16 protein-coding genes and 1 other annotated feature are annotated in these 19,055 nt (G+C 53.9%); of the genes, 12 read left to right on the top strand and 4 right to left on the bottom strand.

Annotation, left to right across the window (positions count from 1 at the left end):
* The first annotated feature begins 55 nt into the window (after positions 1-55).
* Both yajC and KNP72_RS05470 read left to right on the top strand, forming a co-directional pair.
* Positions 56-334: a preprotein translocase subunit YajC gene (gene yajC, locus KNP72_RS05475; RefSeq protein ID WP_021066898.1), complete on the top strand. Its 279-nt coding sequence runs from the start codon at positions 56-58 to the stop codon at positions 332-334.
* A gap of 189 nt (positions 335-523) precedes the next feature.
* Entirely contained in the window at positions 524-2,284 is a 1,761-nt protein-coding gene (locus KNP72_RS05470) for a methyl-accepting chemotaxis protein (protein WP_214832414.1), read from the top strand.
* Positions 2,285-2,324: 40 nt separating this feature from the next.
* Here the strand turns inward: KNP72_RS05470 and zupT are convergent, their stop codons facing one another.
* Positions 2,325-3,179, bottom strand: a complete 855-nt coding sequence (gene zupT, locus KNP72_RS05465; RefSeq protein ID WP_214762183.1) for a zinc transporter ZupT — start codon at positions 3,177-3,179, stop codon at positions 2,325-2,327.
* Between the two features lie 218 nt (positions 3,180-3,397).
* On the opposite strand from zupT, the gene secD reads away from it, so the two are divergent.
* From secD to aspS, 8 genes are all read left to right on the top strand, one after another.
* Positions 3,398-4,699 (top strand): protein translocase subunit SecD, encoded by a 1,302-nt coding sequence (gene secD / locus KNP72_RS05460; RefSeq protein WP_214832412.1) that lies wholly within the window; start codon positions 3,398-3,400, stop codon positions 4,697-4,699.
* On the top strand, positions 4,689-5,612 hold the full coding sequence (gene secF, locus KNP72_RS05455; protein ID WP_214832410.1) for a protein translocase subunit SecF: 924 nt from the start codon (positions 4,689-4,691) through the stop codon (positions 5,610-5,612). Before secD ends, secF begins: the two co-directional genes overlap by 11 nt.
* A 101-nt stretch (positions 5,613-5,713) precedes the next feature.
* Entirely contained in the window at positions 5,714-8,005 is a 2,292-nt protein-coding gene (gene recJ, locus KNP72_RS05450; protein WP_214832409.1) for a single-stranded-DNA-specific exonuclease RecJ, read from the top strand.
* A gap of 1 nt (position 8,006) precedes the next feature.
* Positions 8,007-8,525, top strand: coding sequence for an adenine phosphoribosyltransferase (locus KNP72_RS05445; protein WP_214719551.1), 519 nt, complete (start codon positions 8,007-8,009; stop codon positions 8,523-8,525).
* Between the two features lie 188 nt (positions 8,526-8,713).
* A complete protein-coding gene (locus tag KNP72_RS05440) occupies positions 8,714-10,903 on the top strand; it encodes a RelA/SpoT family protein (RefSeq protein ID WP_214832407.1) in 2,190 nt (729 codons plus the stop codon).
* A 16-nt stretch (positions 10,904-10,919) separates the two neighbouring features.
* Positions 10,920-11,363: a D-aminoacyl-tRNA deacylase gene (dtd, locus tag KNP72_RS05435; RefSeq protein ID WP_128122914.1), complete on the top strand. Its 444-nt coding sequence runs from the start codon at positions 10,920-10,922 to the stop codon at positions 11,361-11,363.
* A gap of 38 nt (positions 11,364-11,401) precedes the next feature.
* Positions 11,402-11,636 (top strand) — a binding site (T-box leader).
* A 39-nt stretch (positions 11,637-11,675) separates the two neighbouring features.
* Complete coding sequence (gene hisS / locus KNP72_RS05430; protein ID WP_021066907.1) at positions 11,676-12,956, top strand: histidine--tRNA ligase; 1,281 nt, start codon at positions 11,676-11,678, stop codon at positions 12,954-12,956.
* Positions 12,953-14,725 (top strand): aspartate--tRNA ligase, encoded by a 1,773-nt coding sequence (gene aspS, locus KNP72_RS05425; protein ID WP_214719549.1) that lies wholly within the window; start codon positions 12,953-12,955, stop codon positions 14,723-14,725. Before hisS ends, aspS begins: the two co-directional genes overlap by 4 nt.
* Before the next feature lie 38 nt (positions 14,726-14,763).
* Here aspS and KNP72_RS05420 read toward each other — a convergent pair whose 3' ends face one another.
* Both KNP72_RS05420 and KNP72_RS05415 read right to left on the bottom strand, forming a co-directional pair.
* The gene (locus tag KNP72_RS05420; protein WP_214719548.1) at positions 14,764-14,955 is read right to left on the bottom strand and encodes a hypothetical protein; all 192 of its coding nucleotides are present in this window, start codon (positions 14,953-14,955) and stop codon (positions 14,764-14,766) included.
* Positions 14,952-15,302 carry an iron-sulfur cluster biosynthesis family protein gene (locus KNP72_RS05415; RefSeq protein ID WP_214719547.1) on the bottom strand — a complete coding sequence of 117 codons (351 nt, stop codon included), beginning with the start codon at positions 15,300-15,302 and terminating at the stop codon, positions 14,952-14,954. The genes KNP72_RS05420 and KNP72_RS05415 overlap by 4 nt, the downstream gene beginning before the upstream one ends.
* A 118-nt stretch (positions 15,303-15,420) precedes the next feature.
* On the opposite strand from KNP72_RS05415, the gene KNP72_RS05410 reads away from it, so the two are divergent.
* Positions 15,421-17,133 (top strand): ABC transporter ATP-binding protein, encoded by a 1,713-nt coding sequence (locus KNP72_RS05410; protein ID WP_214832405.1) that lies wholly within the window; start codon positions 15,421-15,423, stop codon positions 17,131-17,133.
* 90 nt (positions 17,134-17,223) lie between these two features.
* Positions 17,224-18,258, top strand: coding sequence for a zinc-binding dehydrogenase (locus KNP72_RS05405; protein WP_214832403.1), 1,035 nt, complete (start codon positions 17,224-17,226; stop codon positions 18,256-18,258).
* A gap of 45 nt (positions 18,259-18,303) precedes the next feature.
* Here KNP72_RS05405 and KNP72_RS05400 read toward each other — a convergent pair whose 3' ends face one another.
* On the bottom strand, positions 18,304-18,912 hold the full coding sequence (locus tag KNP72_RS05400; RefSeq protein ID WP_251128887.1) for a YczE/YyaS/YitT family protein: 609 nt from the start codon (positions 18,910-18,912) through the stop codon (positions 18,304-18,306).
* Positions 18,913-19,055: the final 143 nt, after the last annotated feature.

Here is a 19,055-nt window from a genome sequence, read left to right as displayed (position 1 = left end):
TTTCAGTTTCACGGTATAATGAACCTGATATTGAAGGAAAGGGTGAATTTTACGCATGGAAACTCTCGTAGCACTATTACCGATGATCCTTATTTTCGTCGTGTTCTACTTCTTGCTGATCCGTCCGCAGACGAAACGTCAGAAGGAAGTACAATCGATGCAAAACGCGCTTGAGCGTGGGGATCACGTCGTAACAATCGGCGGCCTTCACGGCGTCGTCCACCAAATCGAAGATACACAAGTCACATTGAAATGTGATCAGTCACTCCTCAAGTTCAATCGCAGTGCGATTGCTGAAGTGACGAAAAAAGGCAACTCGTCATTCGCCGAGTAACCAAACAACGCCTGACCACCAGTGGTCAGGCGTATTTTTGTGTCTAAGAGATGAATGAAATCGTTCTTTTTTTGTCAAACTGTGTCAATCCGACGAATCATCCACCTGTTTTCTAAAAATTAATTTGAATCGTGAAAACGTTTGCATTATCGTCAAGTTGAGAAGAATTGGAAAGAAGGAGAAGAAAACATGGATGTGAAACGATTGCTACGCCCGCTTAAAAATTGGAAGGTTCGACGTCGTCCTGAGAGAGTAAAAGGCCGCTCGTCGATGCGGCGCAAAATGGCGACCGCTCTCGTACCGACATTGATTGCTTTATTGATGGTCGGTGCGCTCGGCTCGTATCAATTACAAAATGCGACATCTGAGTACGACCGGGTATTGAACGAGCGAGTACTGGACATGCTTGTCGCCGAGGATTTGGCGTTGACCGTGACGGATGCCGAACGTTATTTGAATTACTATCTGATTGTATCGAACCCGAAGACGCTTATCAGTCTGGAAGCAGCGCAGACGAAACGCGATGAGCTGATGGCCACGCTCAAAGGGTCTTCGAACGATGAAAAGGTGCTAGCCTGGATTGGTGACCTCGAGAAGTTCAATCAGCATCTCGACACAGAAATGGCGCGCGTCATCGACCTTCGTCAACAACAAGATGAGATCGGTTATAAAACGGTGCTCAATACGAGCGTCACACCGACGACGGACCGAGTCCGGATGACGGTTACCGATCTCGTCACGTATCAAGACGAGGCGCTTGCCGCAGAATCGGAAGCGGTCCAAGCGAGTGCTGGGCAGTCAATCATCTGGATGATCGTCATCAGTGTCATCGGTGTCGCCATCGGTCTATTCTCGCTGTTCGCACTTCAAAAGCTGTTCTTGAAGCCAATCAATCGACTCGTGAGCGAAGCGCGCGTCGTCGCGGAAGGCGATTTGACAGGGGACGATATCGAGGTCGGTTCGAACGATGAGCTCGGTGACCTTGTCACGGCGTTCAACGATATGAAACGCAACCTTGTCGGCCTGATTCGTCAAGTCGGGGCGGCCTCGGACAAAGTGACGGCCTACTCGGAAGAACTGTATGCCAGCACGGACCACGTCGCCACGACGACGCAAGGTGTGGCCGGTCTATTCGAACAGATGAACCTCGCGGCGCAAGTCACGGCGAAACGAGCCGAAGAAGGGACGTCTGGCGTCAATCAAGCCGTCGTCGGCTTGAACCAAATCGCCGCGGCCTCGCAAGGCGTGAACGAGCAGACGATTCATACGCTCGAAGCGGCGAGTGGGGGACTGGAGACGATTCAGTTGGCCGAGCAGCAGATGCGGGAGATTCAACAAGCGAACGACTTGACACAACAGATGGTCGAGCGCTTATCGAATCAATCGCTCGAGATTGAGAAAATCACCCGTTCCATCACAGCGATCACGGAACAGACGAACTTGCTTGCCTTGAACGCTGCGATTGAAGCGGCCCGAGCCGGGGAGCATGGCAAAGGGTTTGCCGTCGTCGCAGCCGAGGTCCGAAAACTGGCTGAAGAGTCGAAGCAGTCAGCGAAACAGATTCAAGCGGTTGTCGTCGATATTCAACGCGACACGTCGGAAGTGGAGGCGGCGTTCGATGTTACGAGCCAGCACGTGACGAGCGGCGTGACCCAAATGGGAGAAGTCGCTGGTGCGTTCCGTGAGATCGTCACTGTCATCCAAGAGACGTCCCGTCAAATGAGCGAGATTGCGGCAGCGACAGAAGAAGTAAGTGCGAACACGACCGAAGTCGCGGTCTCGGTCGAGGACATGTCGACGAACGCTGTCTCGACGCAACGAAGCGTCGAAGAGGCGGGTGCGAACGTCGAAGAGCAACTCGCCGCGATTCAAGAAATCAACGGCATCGCCGAGACGATGAGCCACATGTCGGTCGAGTTGAAAGACCTCGTCCATTTGTTCAAGGCATAAAAATAGCGTCTCCTCGATTATCGAGGGGACGCTATTTTGATTACATTAACAAAATCAAACTTGCTGCCATGACCATCATACCGGCGACCATGCCGTACACCGCATGGTGGGCCCGTCCGTATTCACGGGCGGCCGGGAGCAATTCATCGAGCGAGATGAACACCATGATGCCGCCGACGGCCGCGAAGATGATTCCGAACACCGTGTCGCTCAAGAACGGCATCAACAACAGGAAGCCGACGGCCGCGCCGAGCGGTTCCGCGAGTCCGGATAAGAAGGACAGTTTCAGTGCCTTCTTCCGTGAGCCGGTCGCGTAGTAGATTGGGACCGAGACGGCGATTCCTTCCGGAATGTTGTGTAACGCGATAGCGATAGCAATGGCTAGACCGACTGCCGGGTCATCGAGGGCCGAGATGAACGTGGCCAAACCTTCCGGGAAGTTGTGAATCGTGATGGCGAGTGCCATGAAAATGCCCATCTTATGAAGTCGTTGTTTCGTCTCATGATTCAATGGGACGCGTTCGGTCGCCGTCGTCGCGAGTTCTTGGGACGACGGGTCGTTTTGCATCGTCTCGACGAATTTGACTTCATGTGGATTTTCAGGAGACGGGATGAACTTGTCGATCAACGCAATCAACATCATGCCGCCGAAGAAGGCGAGGACCGTATAAAGTGTACCGGTCTGCTCGCCATGGGCGCCGACGAGTTCAGCGAGTGCCTTCGGGAAAATCTCGATAAAGGATACGTAAATCATGACCCCGCCTGAGAAGCCAAGGGACACCGACAAAAAGGCTGTGTTGGTCCGTTTGGCGAAGAAGGCAATCATACTTCCGATCCCCGTCGCGAGTCCAGCGAACAATGTCAGTAGAAAGGCATAGATAATCGTGCTATCCATTGGAAAGGACTCCTTTACATGTAGTGTAAGTTGATAATCACATCATAGCTCAAGTTTTGCCCCAATGCAACATTTAGTCGCGAACGCAAAAAAGCGTGGGAAATCGACGCTCCCGTGTTACAATTTTAGGAAAACGATTGATAAATGTTTAGAATATTTGTAATGTTAACGAGAGAAGTTTTTTTACGAGAACATGTGTTTAGAAAGGAATTTGTCGTATGTACAAAAAAGGGAATATCGCGATCTTTGCGGTCATCATGATTGCAACGATCCTACTCGCCGTCTTGACGACACCTTGGGTCGTGAAGAACACGAACCTCGGCCTTGACCTCAAAGGCGGGTTTGAAGTGCTGTACGAAGTACAGCCGCTCGAAGACGGCGATGTCATCGACCAATCAGCGATGAATGCAACCGTTCGCGCTATCAACAACCGGGTCAACGTGCTCGGTGTGTCTGAACCGGATATCCGGATTGAGGACAGTAATCGAATCCGTGTCCAACTCGCGGGCGTATCGAACCAAAACGATGCGCGCGAAGTACTCTCGTCGACGGCACAACTCACGTTTCGTGACATCGATGACAACGTCCTGCTCGACGGAAAAGACCTTGCGCCGCGCGGTGCCTCGATCAGCTACGATCAGCAAGGCAACCCGGTCGTCGAATTGACGCTCCAGTCGGCAGAACAGTTCGGTGAAGTGACGTCTGAGATCGCACAGCGTCCGGCACCGGAAAACCGTCTCGTCATCTGGCTCGATTATGAGGAAGGTGACTCGTACGAAGAAGAGATTCAAAAGGAGAACTCGAAAATCGTCTCGGACGCTTCGGTCAACGGACCGATTCTTTCCGATAAAGCCATCATCTCAGGTGGGGATATCGACGCCGAGAGCGGTCAACGTTTAGCGGATATCTTGAACGCCGGGGCACTCCCGGTCAAACTTGAAGAGATTTACTCGACATCGGTCTCGGCCCAATTCGGTCAAGACGCGCTTGAGAAGACCGTGTTCGCGTCGGTCATCGGTGTCGTCGCCATCTTCTTGTTCATGTTGTTCTTCTATCGTTTACCCGGTCTCGTCTCGATCATCACACTCATTTTGTATATCAATTTGATTATGTTGTTCTTCAACGGGATTAACGCCGTCTTGACGCTCCCGGGGATTGCCGGTCTCGTTCTCGGTGTCGGTATGGCGGTCGATGCGAACATCATCACGGCCGAGCGGATTAAAGATGAGCTCCGCTCTGGGAAGTCGGTCCTATCGGCGTTCCGTTCCGGTAACCGTCGCTCGCTCAGCACGATCATCGACGCCAACTTGACGACGCTCATCTCGGCAGCGGTCCTGTTCTACTTCGGAACGAGTTCCGTCAAAGGGTTCGCGCTCATGCTGATGATCTCGATCGCGATGACGTTCATCTCGAACGTCTTCATCTCGCGCTATTTGATGCACCTCCTCGTCGCAAGTCGTCTCTTCGACAAGCGCAAAGGCTGGTTTGGTGTGAAGGAGAGTGAAATCCGTGAACTTTAAGCTCACTGAATTAAACTATATTAAACCGATGCGCACGTTGTTCCTCATCTCGTGTGCCGTCGTCATCATCGGTCTCGGCATCTTGTTATTCCGCGGGTTGAACCTCGGAATCGACTTCGCGTCTGGAACGCGTGTCGAAGTTCAGACCGAGTCGCAAGTATCGCAAGATGAGTTAGCGGCCGCCTTCACAGAGGCAGGCGTGGACGAAGACATTTCTTCTGTTCAATATGCGCAAGGCGGGACGCTCGCGAACGTGACGTTCGTCGGGCAGCTCACCCAAGAGGAAGTCGCATCGGTGAAGACTGTATTCACAGAGACGTTCGGGAACGACCCGAACATCAGTACCGTCTCAGCCGAAGTCGGCCGTGACATCGCTCGTAACGCGATTTACGCCGTCGCGCTCGCCTCGCTCGGGATTATCTTGTATATCACGTTCCGTTTCGAGTTCTCCTACGGTGTCGCGACCGTCGTTGCCATGCTTCACGATGCGTTCTTCATGCTCGTGGCGTTCTCGATCTTTGGCATCGAGGTCAACTTGTACTTCGTCGCCGCCATCTTGACGATTATCGGATATTCGGTCAACGATACGATCGTGACGTTCGACCGGGTGCGCGAGAACATTCAAGCGTATGAGAAAGAACGGAAAATCAAGACGATGGACGAGTATCGTACGCTCGTGAACAAAGCGATTCAAGAGACGATCGTCCGGTCCATTAATACCGTCATAACAGTTATTTTTACAGTCGTGGCGCTCTATGTATTTGGGGCCGAATCGATTCAAAGTTTTGCGCTCGCTCTTTTGATCGGTCTCGTCATGGGGATGTACTCGTCGATCTTCATCGCTTCATACCTTTGGTTGCTCATCAAAGGCATGTCGCTCAACAAAAAGAAAACAGCTGCCCCAGAGGCGTAACCACTGGTCTCCCGAATCAATCGGGGGACCTTTTTGAATGTCAAGACGGCACTTCACTCGCTCGTTCTGATATAATCTACAATTGATTGGAGTGAGGCATTATGTATCATGCGAAGAAACGTTGGGTGTATCCGGAGACGGATGCAGCGGCGGTTGAACAGTTACAGACAGAATTGAATATATCGGAGCAACTCGCGACGCTCCTCACACAACGGGGACACCGCGACGTCGAGGCGGCCAAGGCGTTTTTATACGTCGAGGATGAGTTGACGTTCCACGACCCGTTTTTATTTGAACAGATGCCAAAAGTCGTCGAACGCTTGAAGCGGGCGGCCGACGAAGGCGAGATGGTATTGATATATGGCGACTATGACGTCGACGGCGTCAGCGCCTCAGCCGTCATGTGGCACGCCTTGACCGAGATTGGCGTCATGGCGGAATGCTATATCCCGAACCGGTTCACCGAAGGCTACGGACCGAACAAAGAGGCGTTCAGTTGGGCCGCCGGCGAAGGGTTCACCCTCATCATCACGGTCGATTGCGGCATCTCGGGAATTGAAGAGGCGGCGCTGTTGAAAGAGCTCGGGGTCGACTTGATTATCACCGACCACCACGAACCGAAAGAGACGTTACCGGACGCGTTCGCCATCATCCATCCCCACATCGACCCGTCGTATCCGTACGATAAACTCGCCGGGGCAGGCGTCGCCCTCAAAGTGGCGCACGCCGTGCTTGACCGAATGCCGGACGAGCTGCTCGACTTGGCCGTCCTCGGTACGATCGCCGATCTCGTCCCGCTCGACGGGGAGAATCGTCTGCTCGCCAAGCTCGGACTGAAGGCGCTCGATGATTCGAAACGCCCGGGGATTTTGGCGCTCCGTGAAGTGTGCGCGTTGACGGACGGGACATTGACCGAGGAGTCGGTCGGGTTCGCGTTCGGGCCGCGCATCAACGCCGCCGGTCGTCTCGACTCGGCGATGCCGGCGCTCCAGATGTTGCTCGCCGAAAGCGTTGAGGAAGCACTCGAACTGGCTCAGAAGCTCGACAAACAGAATAAAGAGCGTCAAGACATTGTCAAGACAATCGCCAAGGAAGCGACGGAACTCGTCGAAGCCTCGATGACGGACGACCGCGTCCTCGTCGTCGCCAGTGAACGCTGGAATCCAGGCGTCGTCGGAATTGTCGCCTCACGGCTCGTCGAGGCGTATTATCGTCCAGTTATCCTGTTGTGCCATGACCCGAAGACAGGGAAGGCGAAGGGGTCGGGCCGGTCGATTGACGGTTTCGACTTGTTCAAAGAATTATCTAAGAACGAAGACATCTTGCCGCATTTCGGTGGCCACCCGGCCGCAGCCGGGATGACGCTGTTATCCGAGAACGTGGCCGAACTGCGTCGCCGTTTGAATGAACAAGCCGAATCGATTCCGGACGAGACGTTCGTCGCCCGCGTCAACGTCGACTTGAAGCTCGACGTGAACGATGTGTCGCTCGACTTGATTTCAGAGATTAGCAAGCTCGCCCCGTTCGGGATGGGAAACCCGTCGCCACGTGTCGTCGTGGCAGACGCTAGACTTCGCGACATTCGTCAAATCGGGCGCGACAACACCCATTTGAAGGTCCAGCTCGCCGGAGACAAGCGGGAACTTGACGGCATCGGCTTCGGTTTCGGACACGTCGTCTCTGAAATATCGAAGATGGCCCACGTCTCGGTCATGGGCAGTCTGCAAGTGAATGAATGGAACGGGATGCGCAAGCCGCAGCTCATGATTCAAGACATCCGGGTCGACGGGTTCCAAGTGTTCGATTATCGAGGCAAGAAAAACTCGCTCGACGAATTGAAACAGCTCCCGGGCGACACGACGTCGTTCATCTCGTTCCAAGGGCGGGACGACTTCCCGCTCCACGACCTTGATACGCCGCTCAAGCCGTTCGTCGTGTTGCTCGATTTGCCGGACGAGGAAGAGGTATTGGCAGACTTGTTAACCGAGGATGTCGAGCGCATCTACTGTGCGTTCGGACAAGGTGGCTCGTTCTTCGAGAAATTGCCGACACGGGAAGATTTCCGAACATATTACGTCCATATGGCGACGTGCGAACGGAAAAACCTGCGTGAAAACTTGATTCGATTATCAATTGAGCGAAAATGGTCAAAAAATACGATTCAATTTATGCATCAAGTATTCTCTGAACTCGAATTTCTTGTTACAATGGAAGACGGACTGCCTGGAGTGAATCCAGAAGCGCCGAAACGCGATTTGACCGAAGCGCCGTGTTACAAGCGCCGGGTCGGACGGGTCCAACTCGAGGAGCGTTTCATTTATGCGTCATTGGCAGAACTGAAAGAGCGGTTACAATCATTGCGATCGAACAAGATGCAGGAGGCTTACACATAAAATGGATTTCAAACAGCATATTAAAGAAGTAGCGGATTACCCGAAAGAAGGAATCAGCTTCAAAGACATCACGTCACTCATGCAAGACGGCCCGGCTTACAAAAAAGCGGTCGACGAGCTTGTTACTTACGCCCAGGAGCGCGGCGCTGAACTTATCGCTGGTCCTGAGGCACGCGGATTCGTCGTCGGTTGCCCGGCAGCGTACGCACTTGAACTCGGGTTCGTCCCGGTCCGTAAAGAAGGCAAGTTGCCACGCGAGACGGTTCGCGTCGCATACGGCCTTGAATACGGCACAGACATTTTGACAATGCACAAAGATTCAATCAAACCGGGCCAACAAGTCGTCATCTTGGATGACTTGCTCGCAACAGGCGGCACGATTGAAGCGACGATCAAAATGATTGAGCAACTCGGTGGCGTCGTCGCCGGAATCGGATTCTTAATCGAACTTGATGGACTTGGTGGACGCGAGCGTCTCGAAGGGTATGACGTGTTCTCACTCATCCGTTACGAAGATTAATCAAAGGGAAGCGATGGCTTCCCTTTTTTGAATAGTTTTTGAGGAAAATAACCCGCAACCTTTGACAGGTCGTCAGATTTTTTCGATAATAGAAAGTAAAATTAGAATATATATGTGTACGTTAACTAATACCATGCTTCGACTTGTCCGAGTCGATTGGAGCGGTAAGAAAAAGGGTGTCGAATGTTATGACCAAAAAACAAATCGTAAGTATTGAGGACCTTCTCGACGCGCTCGGGGAGTATATGGGTGAAGACGAGATTGCCGAAGTGAAACGCGCTTACGAATACGCAAAACTGCATCATACCGGTCAGTTCCGACGTTCCGGCGAACCCTACATTCTGCATCCGGTTCAAGTGGCCGGTATTCTCGTTGATATCGGGTTAGACGCTACGACGATTATCGGTGCGCTTCTTCACGACGTCGTGGAAGACACGGACATCACGCTCAAACAACTCGCTGATGAGTTTGGCGTCGAAGTCGCCATGCTCGTTGACGGTGTGACGAAGCTCGGTAAAATCAAATATAAATCGAAAAAAGAAGAGCTCGCCGAGAATCACCGCAAGATGATTATCGCGATGGCGGAAGATGTACGCGTCATCTTGATCAAACTCGCCGACCGTCTGCACAACATGCGGACGCTTCAACATATGCCGAAAGAGAAACAAGTCCAAAAAGCGGAAGAGACGCTTGAAATCTTTGCGCCGCTTGCCCACCGGATGGGGATCTCGACAATCAAATGGGAGCTCGAGGATATTTCACTACGTTATATCAACCCGCAACAATACTATAAGATTGTCTCGATGATGAAACAGAAACGGACCGAGCGAGAAGCGCTCGTCGCGTCCGTTATCACGGAAGTGAATGCCGTTCTTGAGGACGTGAGCATCGAGGCCGACGTCAACGGTCGTCCGAAACACATCTACTCGATTTACAACAAGATGGTGAAGCACAAAAAAGAGTTCAATGAGATTTATGACTTAATGGCCGTCCGTATTATCGTCGATTCGATTCGCGACTGTTACGCCGTCCTCGGCATCATCCACACGCAATACAAGCCGATGCCGGGCCGGTTTAAGGATTACATCGCCATGCCGAAACCGAACATGTATCAGTCGCTCCATACGACGGTGATCGGACCGAAAGGTGAGCCGCTCGAAGTGCAAATCCGGACGAAGGACATGCACTTCATCGCCGAATTCGGGATTGCCGCGCACTGGGCCTATAAAGAAGGAAAGAGTGTCGCGACGAACGGATTCGATGAGAAAATCGCCCACTTGCGCGAGATTTTAGAGTTGCAAAAAGATACGACCGACGCCGAGGAGTTCATGGAGTCGCTCAAAGTCGATTTCTTTAGCGACATGCTCTACGTCTTCACCCCGAAAGGCGACGTCTTCGAGTTGCCGAAAGGCTCGGTCCCAATTGATTACGCGTATCGCATCCATACCGAGATCGGTCACCGGATGACGGGGGCGAAAGTGAACGGACGGATGGTGCCGCTCGACCATAAACTCGAGACGGGGGACATCATCGAAATCATCACGTCGAAACATAGCTATGGGCCGAGCAAGGACTGGCTCAAACTCGCCGTCTCGAGCCAGGCGAAGAATAAGATTCGCCAATGGTTCAAGCGCCAACAGCGTGAAGAGAACGTCGAGAAAGGCAAAGAGCTCGTCGATGTCGAGATTAAGAAGCTCGGTTTCGAGCCGAAAGAAGTGATTGACGACCAATCGCTCGCCGTCGTCGTCGAGAAGTTCAACTTCGGGAACGAGGAAGAAATGTACGCCGCGGTCGGCTATCATGGCATCACGGCCGCCCAAGTCGCCCACAAGTTGACGGAGAAGCAGCGCAAAGAGCCGAAACTCGAGCTGTCGGACGCAATCAACGAACTGAAAGTCAGCCAGTCACCGAAGAAGAAGACGGCCGAGGCCGGCGTCTCGGTTAAAGGGATCGACAACATGCTCATCCGCATGAGCCGCTGTTGTAACCCCGTGCCGGGCGATGAAATCGTTGGCTATATTACACGCGGACGCGGTGTGTCGATTCACCGGAAGGACTGCTTGAACATCATCAATGAACAGCATCCGGAGCGGCTCCTCACGGTCGAGTGGGAAGTCGGTCAGGCGAAAGAGAAGAACTATAACGTCGATATCGAGATCACCGGATACGATCGTTCAGGCTTGTTGAACGACGTGCTCCAAGCCGTCTCGGCGACGAACACGAACATCGTGGCCGTGAGCGGACGCGGGGACCAGAACAAACAGGCCCGCATCTCGATGACGATCTCGATTCCGAACGTGAACCATCTGCAAAAAGTCGTCGACCGGATTAAGCAAATCTCGGACGTGTACTCGGTCAGCCGAGTCATGATGACGTGACGAAAGGAAGATTTCTGTGCGTGTATTGTTGCAACGAGTAAAAGAAGCATCCGTCACCGTCGATGAGGAGACGATTGGTCAAATTGAGGCCGGTTATCTGCTCCTCGTCGGGGTGACCCATGAGGACACCGAGACGGAAGTGAACTGGCTCGCCGACAAGGTGGCCGGGCTTCGTGTCTTTGAGGACGCGGACGAGAAGATGAACTTATCGATTCAAGACGTCGACGGCAAAGTGTTGTCCGTGTCGCAGTTCACGCTTTACGGGGACACGCTTAAAGGCCGTCGTCCCGCGTTCACCCAAGCAGCGAAACCGGATATCGCCGAACGTCTTTACGAGAAGTTCAACGAGCGTTTGCGGACGCACGGGCTCGTCGTCGAGACCGGGAAGTTCGGGGCGATGATGGATGTCGCGCTCGTCAATGACGGTCCGGTCACGCTCATGCTCGAAAAAAACGCTTGACAGAAGCAGGCGTGATTCGGCATCATGAACCATATAACCTAACACCTACGATAAAGAAAAGTACGGTCACCCCACCAGCAAAGAGAGCGATGCCTAGGCTGAAAGCATCGACTGGATGATGACCCGAACGACACTTTGGAGGTGCTTCCCTGAACTCTTAGTAGGGGGAGCCGTTTCATCGGGCGTTAACCGATTTCGAGTGGCAGAGTATCGATTATGGCTCTGCAACGAGGGTGGTACCACGGGAAACTTTAACAGGCTCTCGTCCCTTTGCGGACGAGGGCCTTTTTGTATTCTAAGGAGGGAATTTAGATGAAAGCACCACGCGGCACACAAGACCTGCTTCCGGGCACGGTCGAGACGTGGCAGTATGTCGAAGAGAAACTACGCGACATCAGCGCCCGTTACAACTATAAAGAGATTCGTACCCCGATTTTTGAAACGACCGACCTGTTCACACGCAGCGTCGGCGAGACGACGGACATCGTCCAAAAAGAGATGTTCACGCTCGTCAAGAAAGGCAAGGACGAGTATACGCTCCGTCCGGAAGGGACGGCCTCGGTTGTCCGCGCTTTCGTCACGAACAAGCTGTTCGGTAGCCCTGACCAGCCGACGAAACTGTACTACATGGGACCGATGTTCCGCTACGAGCGTCCACAAAAAGGACGCTTCCGCCAACTGCACCAATACGGTGTCGAGGCGATCGGTAGCAGCGACCCGGCCGTCGACGCAGAAGTGATCAGCCTCGCCTACACGATTTACAAATCGTTCGGCCTGAAGCAAATCAAAGTCGTCGTCAACTCGCTCGGTGACGCCGAGAGCCGCAATGCTCACCGCGAAGCGCTCATCCGTCACTTCGAACCGGTCCAGCACGAGCTGTGCCAAGATTGCCAGACGCGATTGCACCAAAACCCGCTTCGCGTCCTCGACTGCAAAGTCGACCGCGACCACCCGTCGATGAAGTCGGCACCTTCGATTCTCGACTTCTTGAACGAAGAGTCGAAGACGTACTTCGAGAAAGTACTCGCGCACTTGGATGCGCTCGGCGTCGCCTACGTGGTCGACCCGACGCTCGTCCGCGGTCTCGACTACTACACGCACACGGCGTTCGAGATTATGTCAGAGGCAGAAGGCTTCGGCGCCATCACGACGCTTTGCGGCGGTGGACGCTATAACGGTCTCGTCCAAGACATCGGTGGACCGGACATGCCGGGCATCGGTTTCGGGATCGGGCTCGAGCGTCTTATCCTCGCTCTCGAGAACGAAGGGGTGCTCCCAGCGCTCGAGACGGGACTTGACGTCTTCGTCGTCGCCCAAGGCGGATCAGAAGTCGAAGTGACGGCGACACGCCTGTTGCAATTGCTTCGCATCGAAGGCTTCAAGGCGGACCGTGACTATCTAGGCCGCAAGTTCAAAGGACAATTCAAACAAGCCGACCGCTTGAACGCGAAGTTCACCGTCATCCTCGGAGACGATGAAGTCGAGCGCGGATCGGCCTCCCTCAAGGTCATGGCGACCGGGGAACAAGTCGACGTGCCGCTATCGGCTGTCGCAGACAAAATTCGTGAACTATCGGAAGGAGCAGGACAATGATCGGACGCACACATATGAACGGCCGCGTGACAGAGTCACTGATTGGCCAAGACGTACAATTGAAAGGATGGGTCCAAAAACGTCGCGACCTTGGAGGCCTCATCTTTATCGACCTTCGTGACCGCACAGGCATCGTCCAAGTCGTCGTTCGCCCAGAAAACGAAGCGGTACACAAACTCGCCGAGTCGATCCGTAGCGAATACGTTCTCGACATCAAAGGGACCGTCCTCGAACGTGAGAACAAGAACCCGAACATGCCGACCGGGAACATTGAAGTCATCGCCTCTGAAATCAACATCTTGAACGCGGCGAAGATGACGCCGATTCCAATCGGTGACGAGGCCGAGAACGTATCGGAAGACCTCCGTCTTAAATACCGTTACCTCGACCTCCGTCGTCCGGCGCTCCAAGAGACGTTCCGTCTCCGCTCGAAGGCGTCGAACACGATCCGTAACTTCTTGACGGAAGAGGAGTTCCTCGAAGTCGAGACGCCGATCTTGACGAAGTCGACACCGGAAGGCGCGCGTGACTATCTCGTCCCAAGCCGTGTCCACGGCGGCGAATTCTACGCGCTCCCGCAATCACCGCAGTTGTTCAAGCAGCTCCTCATGGTGGCTGGGTTCGACCGTTACTTCCAAATCGCACGCTGCTTCCGTGACGAAGACCTTCGGGCCGACCGTCAACCGGAATTCACACAAGTCGATATCGAGACGAGCTTCATGGACGTTGAAGACTTGATGGCGATGATGGAATCGATGATGGCGCAAGTCATGGAAGCGACGCTCGGTCGCACCGACACGCCAGCCAAGTTCGAACGGATGACTTACGCAGAAGCGATGCGCCGTTTCGGTTCAGACAAACCGGACACACGTTTCGGTCTTGAACTCATCGACGTCGCGGACGCCGTCACAGGGGCCGGCTTCAAAGTGTTCGACATGGCGCTCGAGTCGAACGGACAAGTCAAAGCAATCAACGTCAAAGGCGAGGCGGACAAGTTCTCGCGTAAAGATATCGACAAGCTTCAAGAATTCACGGCCGTCTACGGCGCGAAAGGCCTCGCTTGGCTCAAAGTGACGCCAGAAGGCTTGAACGGACCGATCGCCAAGTTCTTCGACGAGACGTACGCCCAGAAGTTGATGGAAGCGACGAACGCGGAAGCGGGCGATTTGCTCCTCTTCGTGGCGTCAAAACCGACAGTTGTCGCCGACAGCCTCGGTGCGCTTCGCGTCAAGCTCGGTCATGAGCTCGGACTCATCGATGAGTCGAAATTCAACTTCCTCTGGGTGACGGACTTCCCGCTCGTCACGTTCGAAGAAGAAGACGGTCGTTTCTACGCCAACCACCACCCGTTCACGATGCCTAACCGTGAAGACCTCCATCTTCTTGAGACGGACCCGGCGAGCGTCCGCGCTCTTGCCTATGACCTCGTCTTGAACGGGTATGAGCTCGGTGGCGGATCGCAGCGGATTTACGAGCGTGACATTCAAGAGCGCATGTTCAAATTGCTCGGCTTCACAGAACAAGAAGCCGTCGATCAGTTCGGCTTCTTGCTCGAAGCGTTCGAGTATGGAACACCGCCACACGCGGGTATCGCGCTCGGTCTCGACCGTCTCGTCATGATCCTCGCGGGTCGTTCGAACCTTCGTGACACGATCGCCTTCCCGAAAACGGCGTCGGCGAGCGACTTGCTCACACAAGCGCCAAGCCCGGTCGCGGATGCACAACTCCAAGAGTTGTCGATTCGGACTGCGGTGAAAGAGAAGAAATAAGCAATCAAAAGGAGGTTCGCCGCGGCGAACCTCCTTTTTTAGTGATTTTGTTGCTCCATCTTTTTCGCCGTTCGCTGAAGCGCGAATCCGAAGGCGAACAGTGAGGCGATCACGGCCGTCATCGTGTAGACCGAGTCCGCGAACGCGAGGTAAATGCCGAACAGGCCGAGCCCGAAGCTGAGGATGAACCACAGCCAGAGGCTCGGATGGTCGCGTAACGCCTGCTTCATCGGCTTGGGACGTTCAACTGGCAACCGGTCCCATCGGTCACGAGCAAGTTCGAGTTGAACACTTGGCCGTTGCTCTTCAAGACGAGCGTCCGTTTATCGTCACGATAGTCGATGATCATATCTTCGTCCAAAAAGATTTTCGTCCAGTTCTTGATGAGAACGGGGCCGACATTCGAGTCGATCTCGACGTCTTCCGGTGTCGTCTCGGTCACGTAGCGAATCTCGAAGATGCCGCTATTGCCACAGCCGCAACCTTCCGTCTCATAAAACAAGTGCATCTGTCCGTCACGGTCGCCTTTTAAGGCATCGATTCGCGCTTGGGCGCGTTCTGTAATTTGTACGTTCATGTGTATCACTCCTTACATCTATTATACCTTGCTGGAAAAAAGATTGAAAAAGACGTGCTTCCCGTTTTCCACTTCCTGCAAAAAGGCGTAAACTATTTGTTTAGAAGGGGGAAACGACATGATCTCACGTTTTTTTAGTTATTACCGTCCACATAAGAAGTTATTCATTCTCGATTTCTCGTTCGCCATCCTCGTCGGCCTGCTCGAGCTCGGCTTTCCGCTCGCCGTGCAATGGTTCATCGACGACCTGTTACCAGGTGGGGAATGGAACTGGATTATCATCATCAGCATCGGCTTGCTCATCCTTTACATACTCGCCATGATGATGCAGTACGTCGTCAACTATTGGGGACATAAGCTCGGCATCAATATCGAGACCGATATGCGGGAAGAGCTGTTCACCCATATCCATAAACAATCGTTCCGGTTCTTCGATAATCATAAGACCGGCCATTTGATGAGCCGGGTGACGAACGACTTGTTCGATATCGGTGAAGTGGCGCACCACGGGCCCGAAGATTTCTTCATCGCCATCATGACGCTGCTCGGTGCGTTCGGGATCATGTTCTCGATTGACCCGCAACTCGCACTCGTGACGGTCGTCGCCGTGCCGTTCCTCGTCATCATGATCACGTACGCCAACAAGAACATGAACAAGGCGTGGCAAAAGATGTATACGAATATCGGTGAAGTGAACGCCCGTGTCGAGGACAGCGTCTCCGGCGCACGTGTCGTCCAATCGTTCACGAACGAGACGTTCGAAATCAAGCGGTTCCAGAAAGACAATAACTTCTACCGCGGCTCGAAAATCGAGGCGTATCGAGTCATGAGTAAATCGCTTGCGGGCATTTACATTACGACGCGTCTCATGACGCTGCTCGTACTCGTCTACGGCGCCTATTTGACGTATCAAGGGCAACTGTCTTACGGGCAGCTCGTCGGGTTCATCCTCTATATGAACTTGCTTATCAAGCCAATCGAGAAAATTACAGCCCTCCTCGAGATGTATCCGAAAGGGATGGCCGGCTTCAAACGATTCACGCAATTATTGGACGAGGCCCCGGACATCGAGAACCGTCCGCACGCCGTCGACGTCACGGCACTGAAAGGCGATATCGCCTTCCAAAACGTCTCGTTCGGCTACTCAGACTATCGCCAAGTGTTGACTGACATCGACCTCGACATCAAGTCGGGTACGACGGTCGCCCTCGTCGGGACGAGCGGAGCCGGGAAGACGACGATTTGTTCGCTCATCCCTCGTTTCTATGACGTGACGAGCGGTGCCATCACGATTGATGGCATGGACATCCGCGATATGACGAAAGAGAGCTTGCGCCGTCAAATCGGGATTGTGCAACAGGACGTGTTCTTGTTCGCGGGAACACTCCGTGAGAATATCGCTTACGGGAAACTAGATGCGACCGACGCTGAAATCATGCATGCGGTTGAGAAAGCGCATTTGAACTCGCTCGTCGACGAGTTGCAGTACGGCCTTGATACACAAATCGGGGAGCGGGGCTTGAAACTGTCGGGCGGACAGAAACAACGGATCGCCATCGCCCGGATGTTCCTCAAAAATCCACCGATTTTGATTTTGGACGAGGCGACCTCCGCGCTCGATACGGAGACGGAAGCAATCATTCAAGACTCGCTCAATGAACTCGCGGCCGATCGGACGACGCTCATCATCGCCCACCGCTTAGCGACGGTAAAAAATGCCGACCGCATCCTCGTCGTTACCGCTGACGGCATTGTCGAGGACGGGACGCACGATGAATTGAGCATGAAAGGCGGCGTGTTCGCCGGATTGCTCAGACGCCAACAACTATAAGGAATGGGCAGCCACCAATATTTTTGGTGGCTGTCGTGCGTTAGTGGGGTATAGACAAGCAAATGGTTGTCATGAGGAGGAAAACATGTGATGAAAGCAGTACAGGTCATCGGTTACGGTGACGTCGATCAATTACAAGTCGTCGATGTCCCGGTTCCTAGCCTAAAACAAGGAGAAGTGCTCGTGCGCGTGAAGGCGTGCGGGATTAACAATACCGAGATTTGGATGCGAGAAGGGGCGTATGGGACGGACAAAGAGTCCGGGTGGCGACCGGAAGGGGTTCAGTTCCCGCGGATCCCGGGTTCTGATATCACCGGAGAAGTCGTGGAGGTCGGCAGTGGGGTCGAAGACACGATGGTGGGCCGTCGGGTCATCCTGTTCCCGTTCACGTCGAGCGGACCAGATGGTACCGAACATATCGCTGAAGATATGTCATTTATCGGTTCCGAGTACGACGGCGGGTATGCCGAATACGTCGTCTGGCCGGCCGACCTTTGTTTCGACATGCCGCTCGACAGTTTCGTCGACAGTGCCGTTTTCACGGTGAGCGGATTGACGGCGTGGCATATGAACGAACAGATTGAGATTCAGCCGGGGCAGACGATCGTCGTCACCGGTGCGAGCGGTGGGGTCGGGTTGTTCAACGTCCAAATCGCGGCGAATGTGCATGGCGCGAACGTATTCGCCATCGTCGGCGACTTGAAAGATGAGGCGAAACTAAAAGAACTTGGAGCAAGCCGAGTCTTTTCATATCGCTCCGAGAGACTGGCTGAGGAGATCCTCGAAGCGAACGGGGGACCGGTCGATGCCGTGCTCGATGTCGTCGGTGACGCCTTGTTCGCGACGTCGCTCGAAGTGTTGAAAAATGGCGGTAAGTTCTGTATCTCCGGATCGGCCGGGGGACAACAAACGAACCTCGACTTCCGGACGATGTATTTGAAACATATCATCATGTACGGTTCCGTGCTCGGTACGCGGGCCGAGTTCCAAGCAATGCTCGCGGCGATTGAAGCCGGGAAGGTCCGGCCCATCGTCGATCGGACGTTCCCGCTCGCTGAGGCGCGGGACGCGCAGACATATTTTAAGCAACGAGGCAAGTTCGGAAAAATCGTCCTTGTCCCATAAAAAAGAGAGGAGACTGGACGACGAAGTCCGGTATCCTCTCTTTCGTTATGCCGTCACTTTCGCCCGGTCGATGACCGAGACGAGGCGCCGAAACTGTTCAAGCCAAAACTGGAAGAACGGGCCAATCAAGAAAATCGACAGCACCGTCCCGAAGAACACCGGTCCGCCGAGCACCCAGCCGATGAGGCAAGCCGTCAGTTCCATCCACGTCCGCATCATCCGGACCGACGTGTTGAACCGGTCGGCCAAAGCAAGCGTCAACCCGTCCCGTGGGCCGGCCCCGTAGCCGATGGCGACGTACAAACCGGCACCCATCCCGATGACGAAGATGCCGAGAATGAGCCAGGCGATGTTGAGCGCGATGCCATCAAGCTGCGGCAACCAGTGATGGTCGAGAATCAAGTTCATGAACACGCCGACGAAGACAGCGTTGACGAGTGTCCCGAACTGGGGCCGAATCCGGTCGAGTATGTACTTGCAGAAGACGAGCAAGAGACCGACGAGCAAGATGATCGTCCCGACGGAAAACGGGGTGTGCCGGGCGAGCCCGAGATGGAGCACGTCCCATGTCGATACGCCGAGGTCGGCCGTAATCATCATCGAAGACCCGAGGGCGAGCAAGAACAGGCCACCCATGAATAACGCCCACTTCAAACTGATTCGTAAAGATTGTACCCATACCGCGTGCATGATGGTCGCCTCGATTCCCTAAAATGTTCCATCATCATATCATATTTGGTTTCAACACAAGAAAAAAACGCCTCGGATGAAATCCGAAGCGCTTGGCTCACTTTTTA

Origin of the sequence: Exiguobacterium sp. s152, assembly GCF_018618335.1 — a bacterium.
Taxonomy (GTDB): domain Bacteria; phylum Bacillota; class Bacilli; order Exiguobacteriales; family Exiguobacteriaceae; genus Exiguobacterium; species Exiguobacterium chiriqhucha.
Note: the sequence above shows the minus strand (reverse complement) of the source record. Positions and strands in the feature narration are given on the sequence as shown.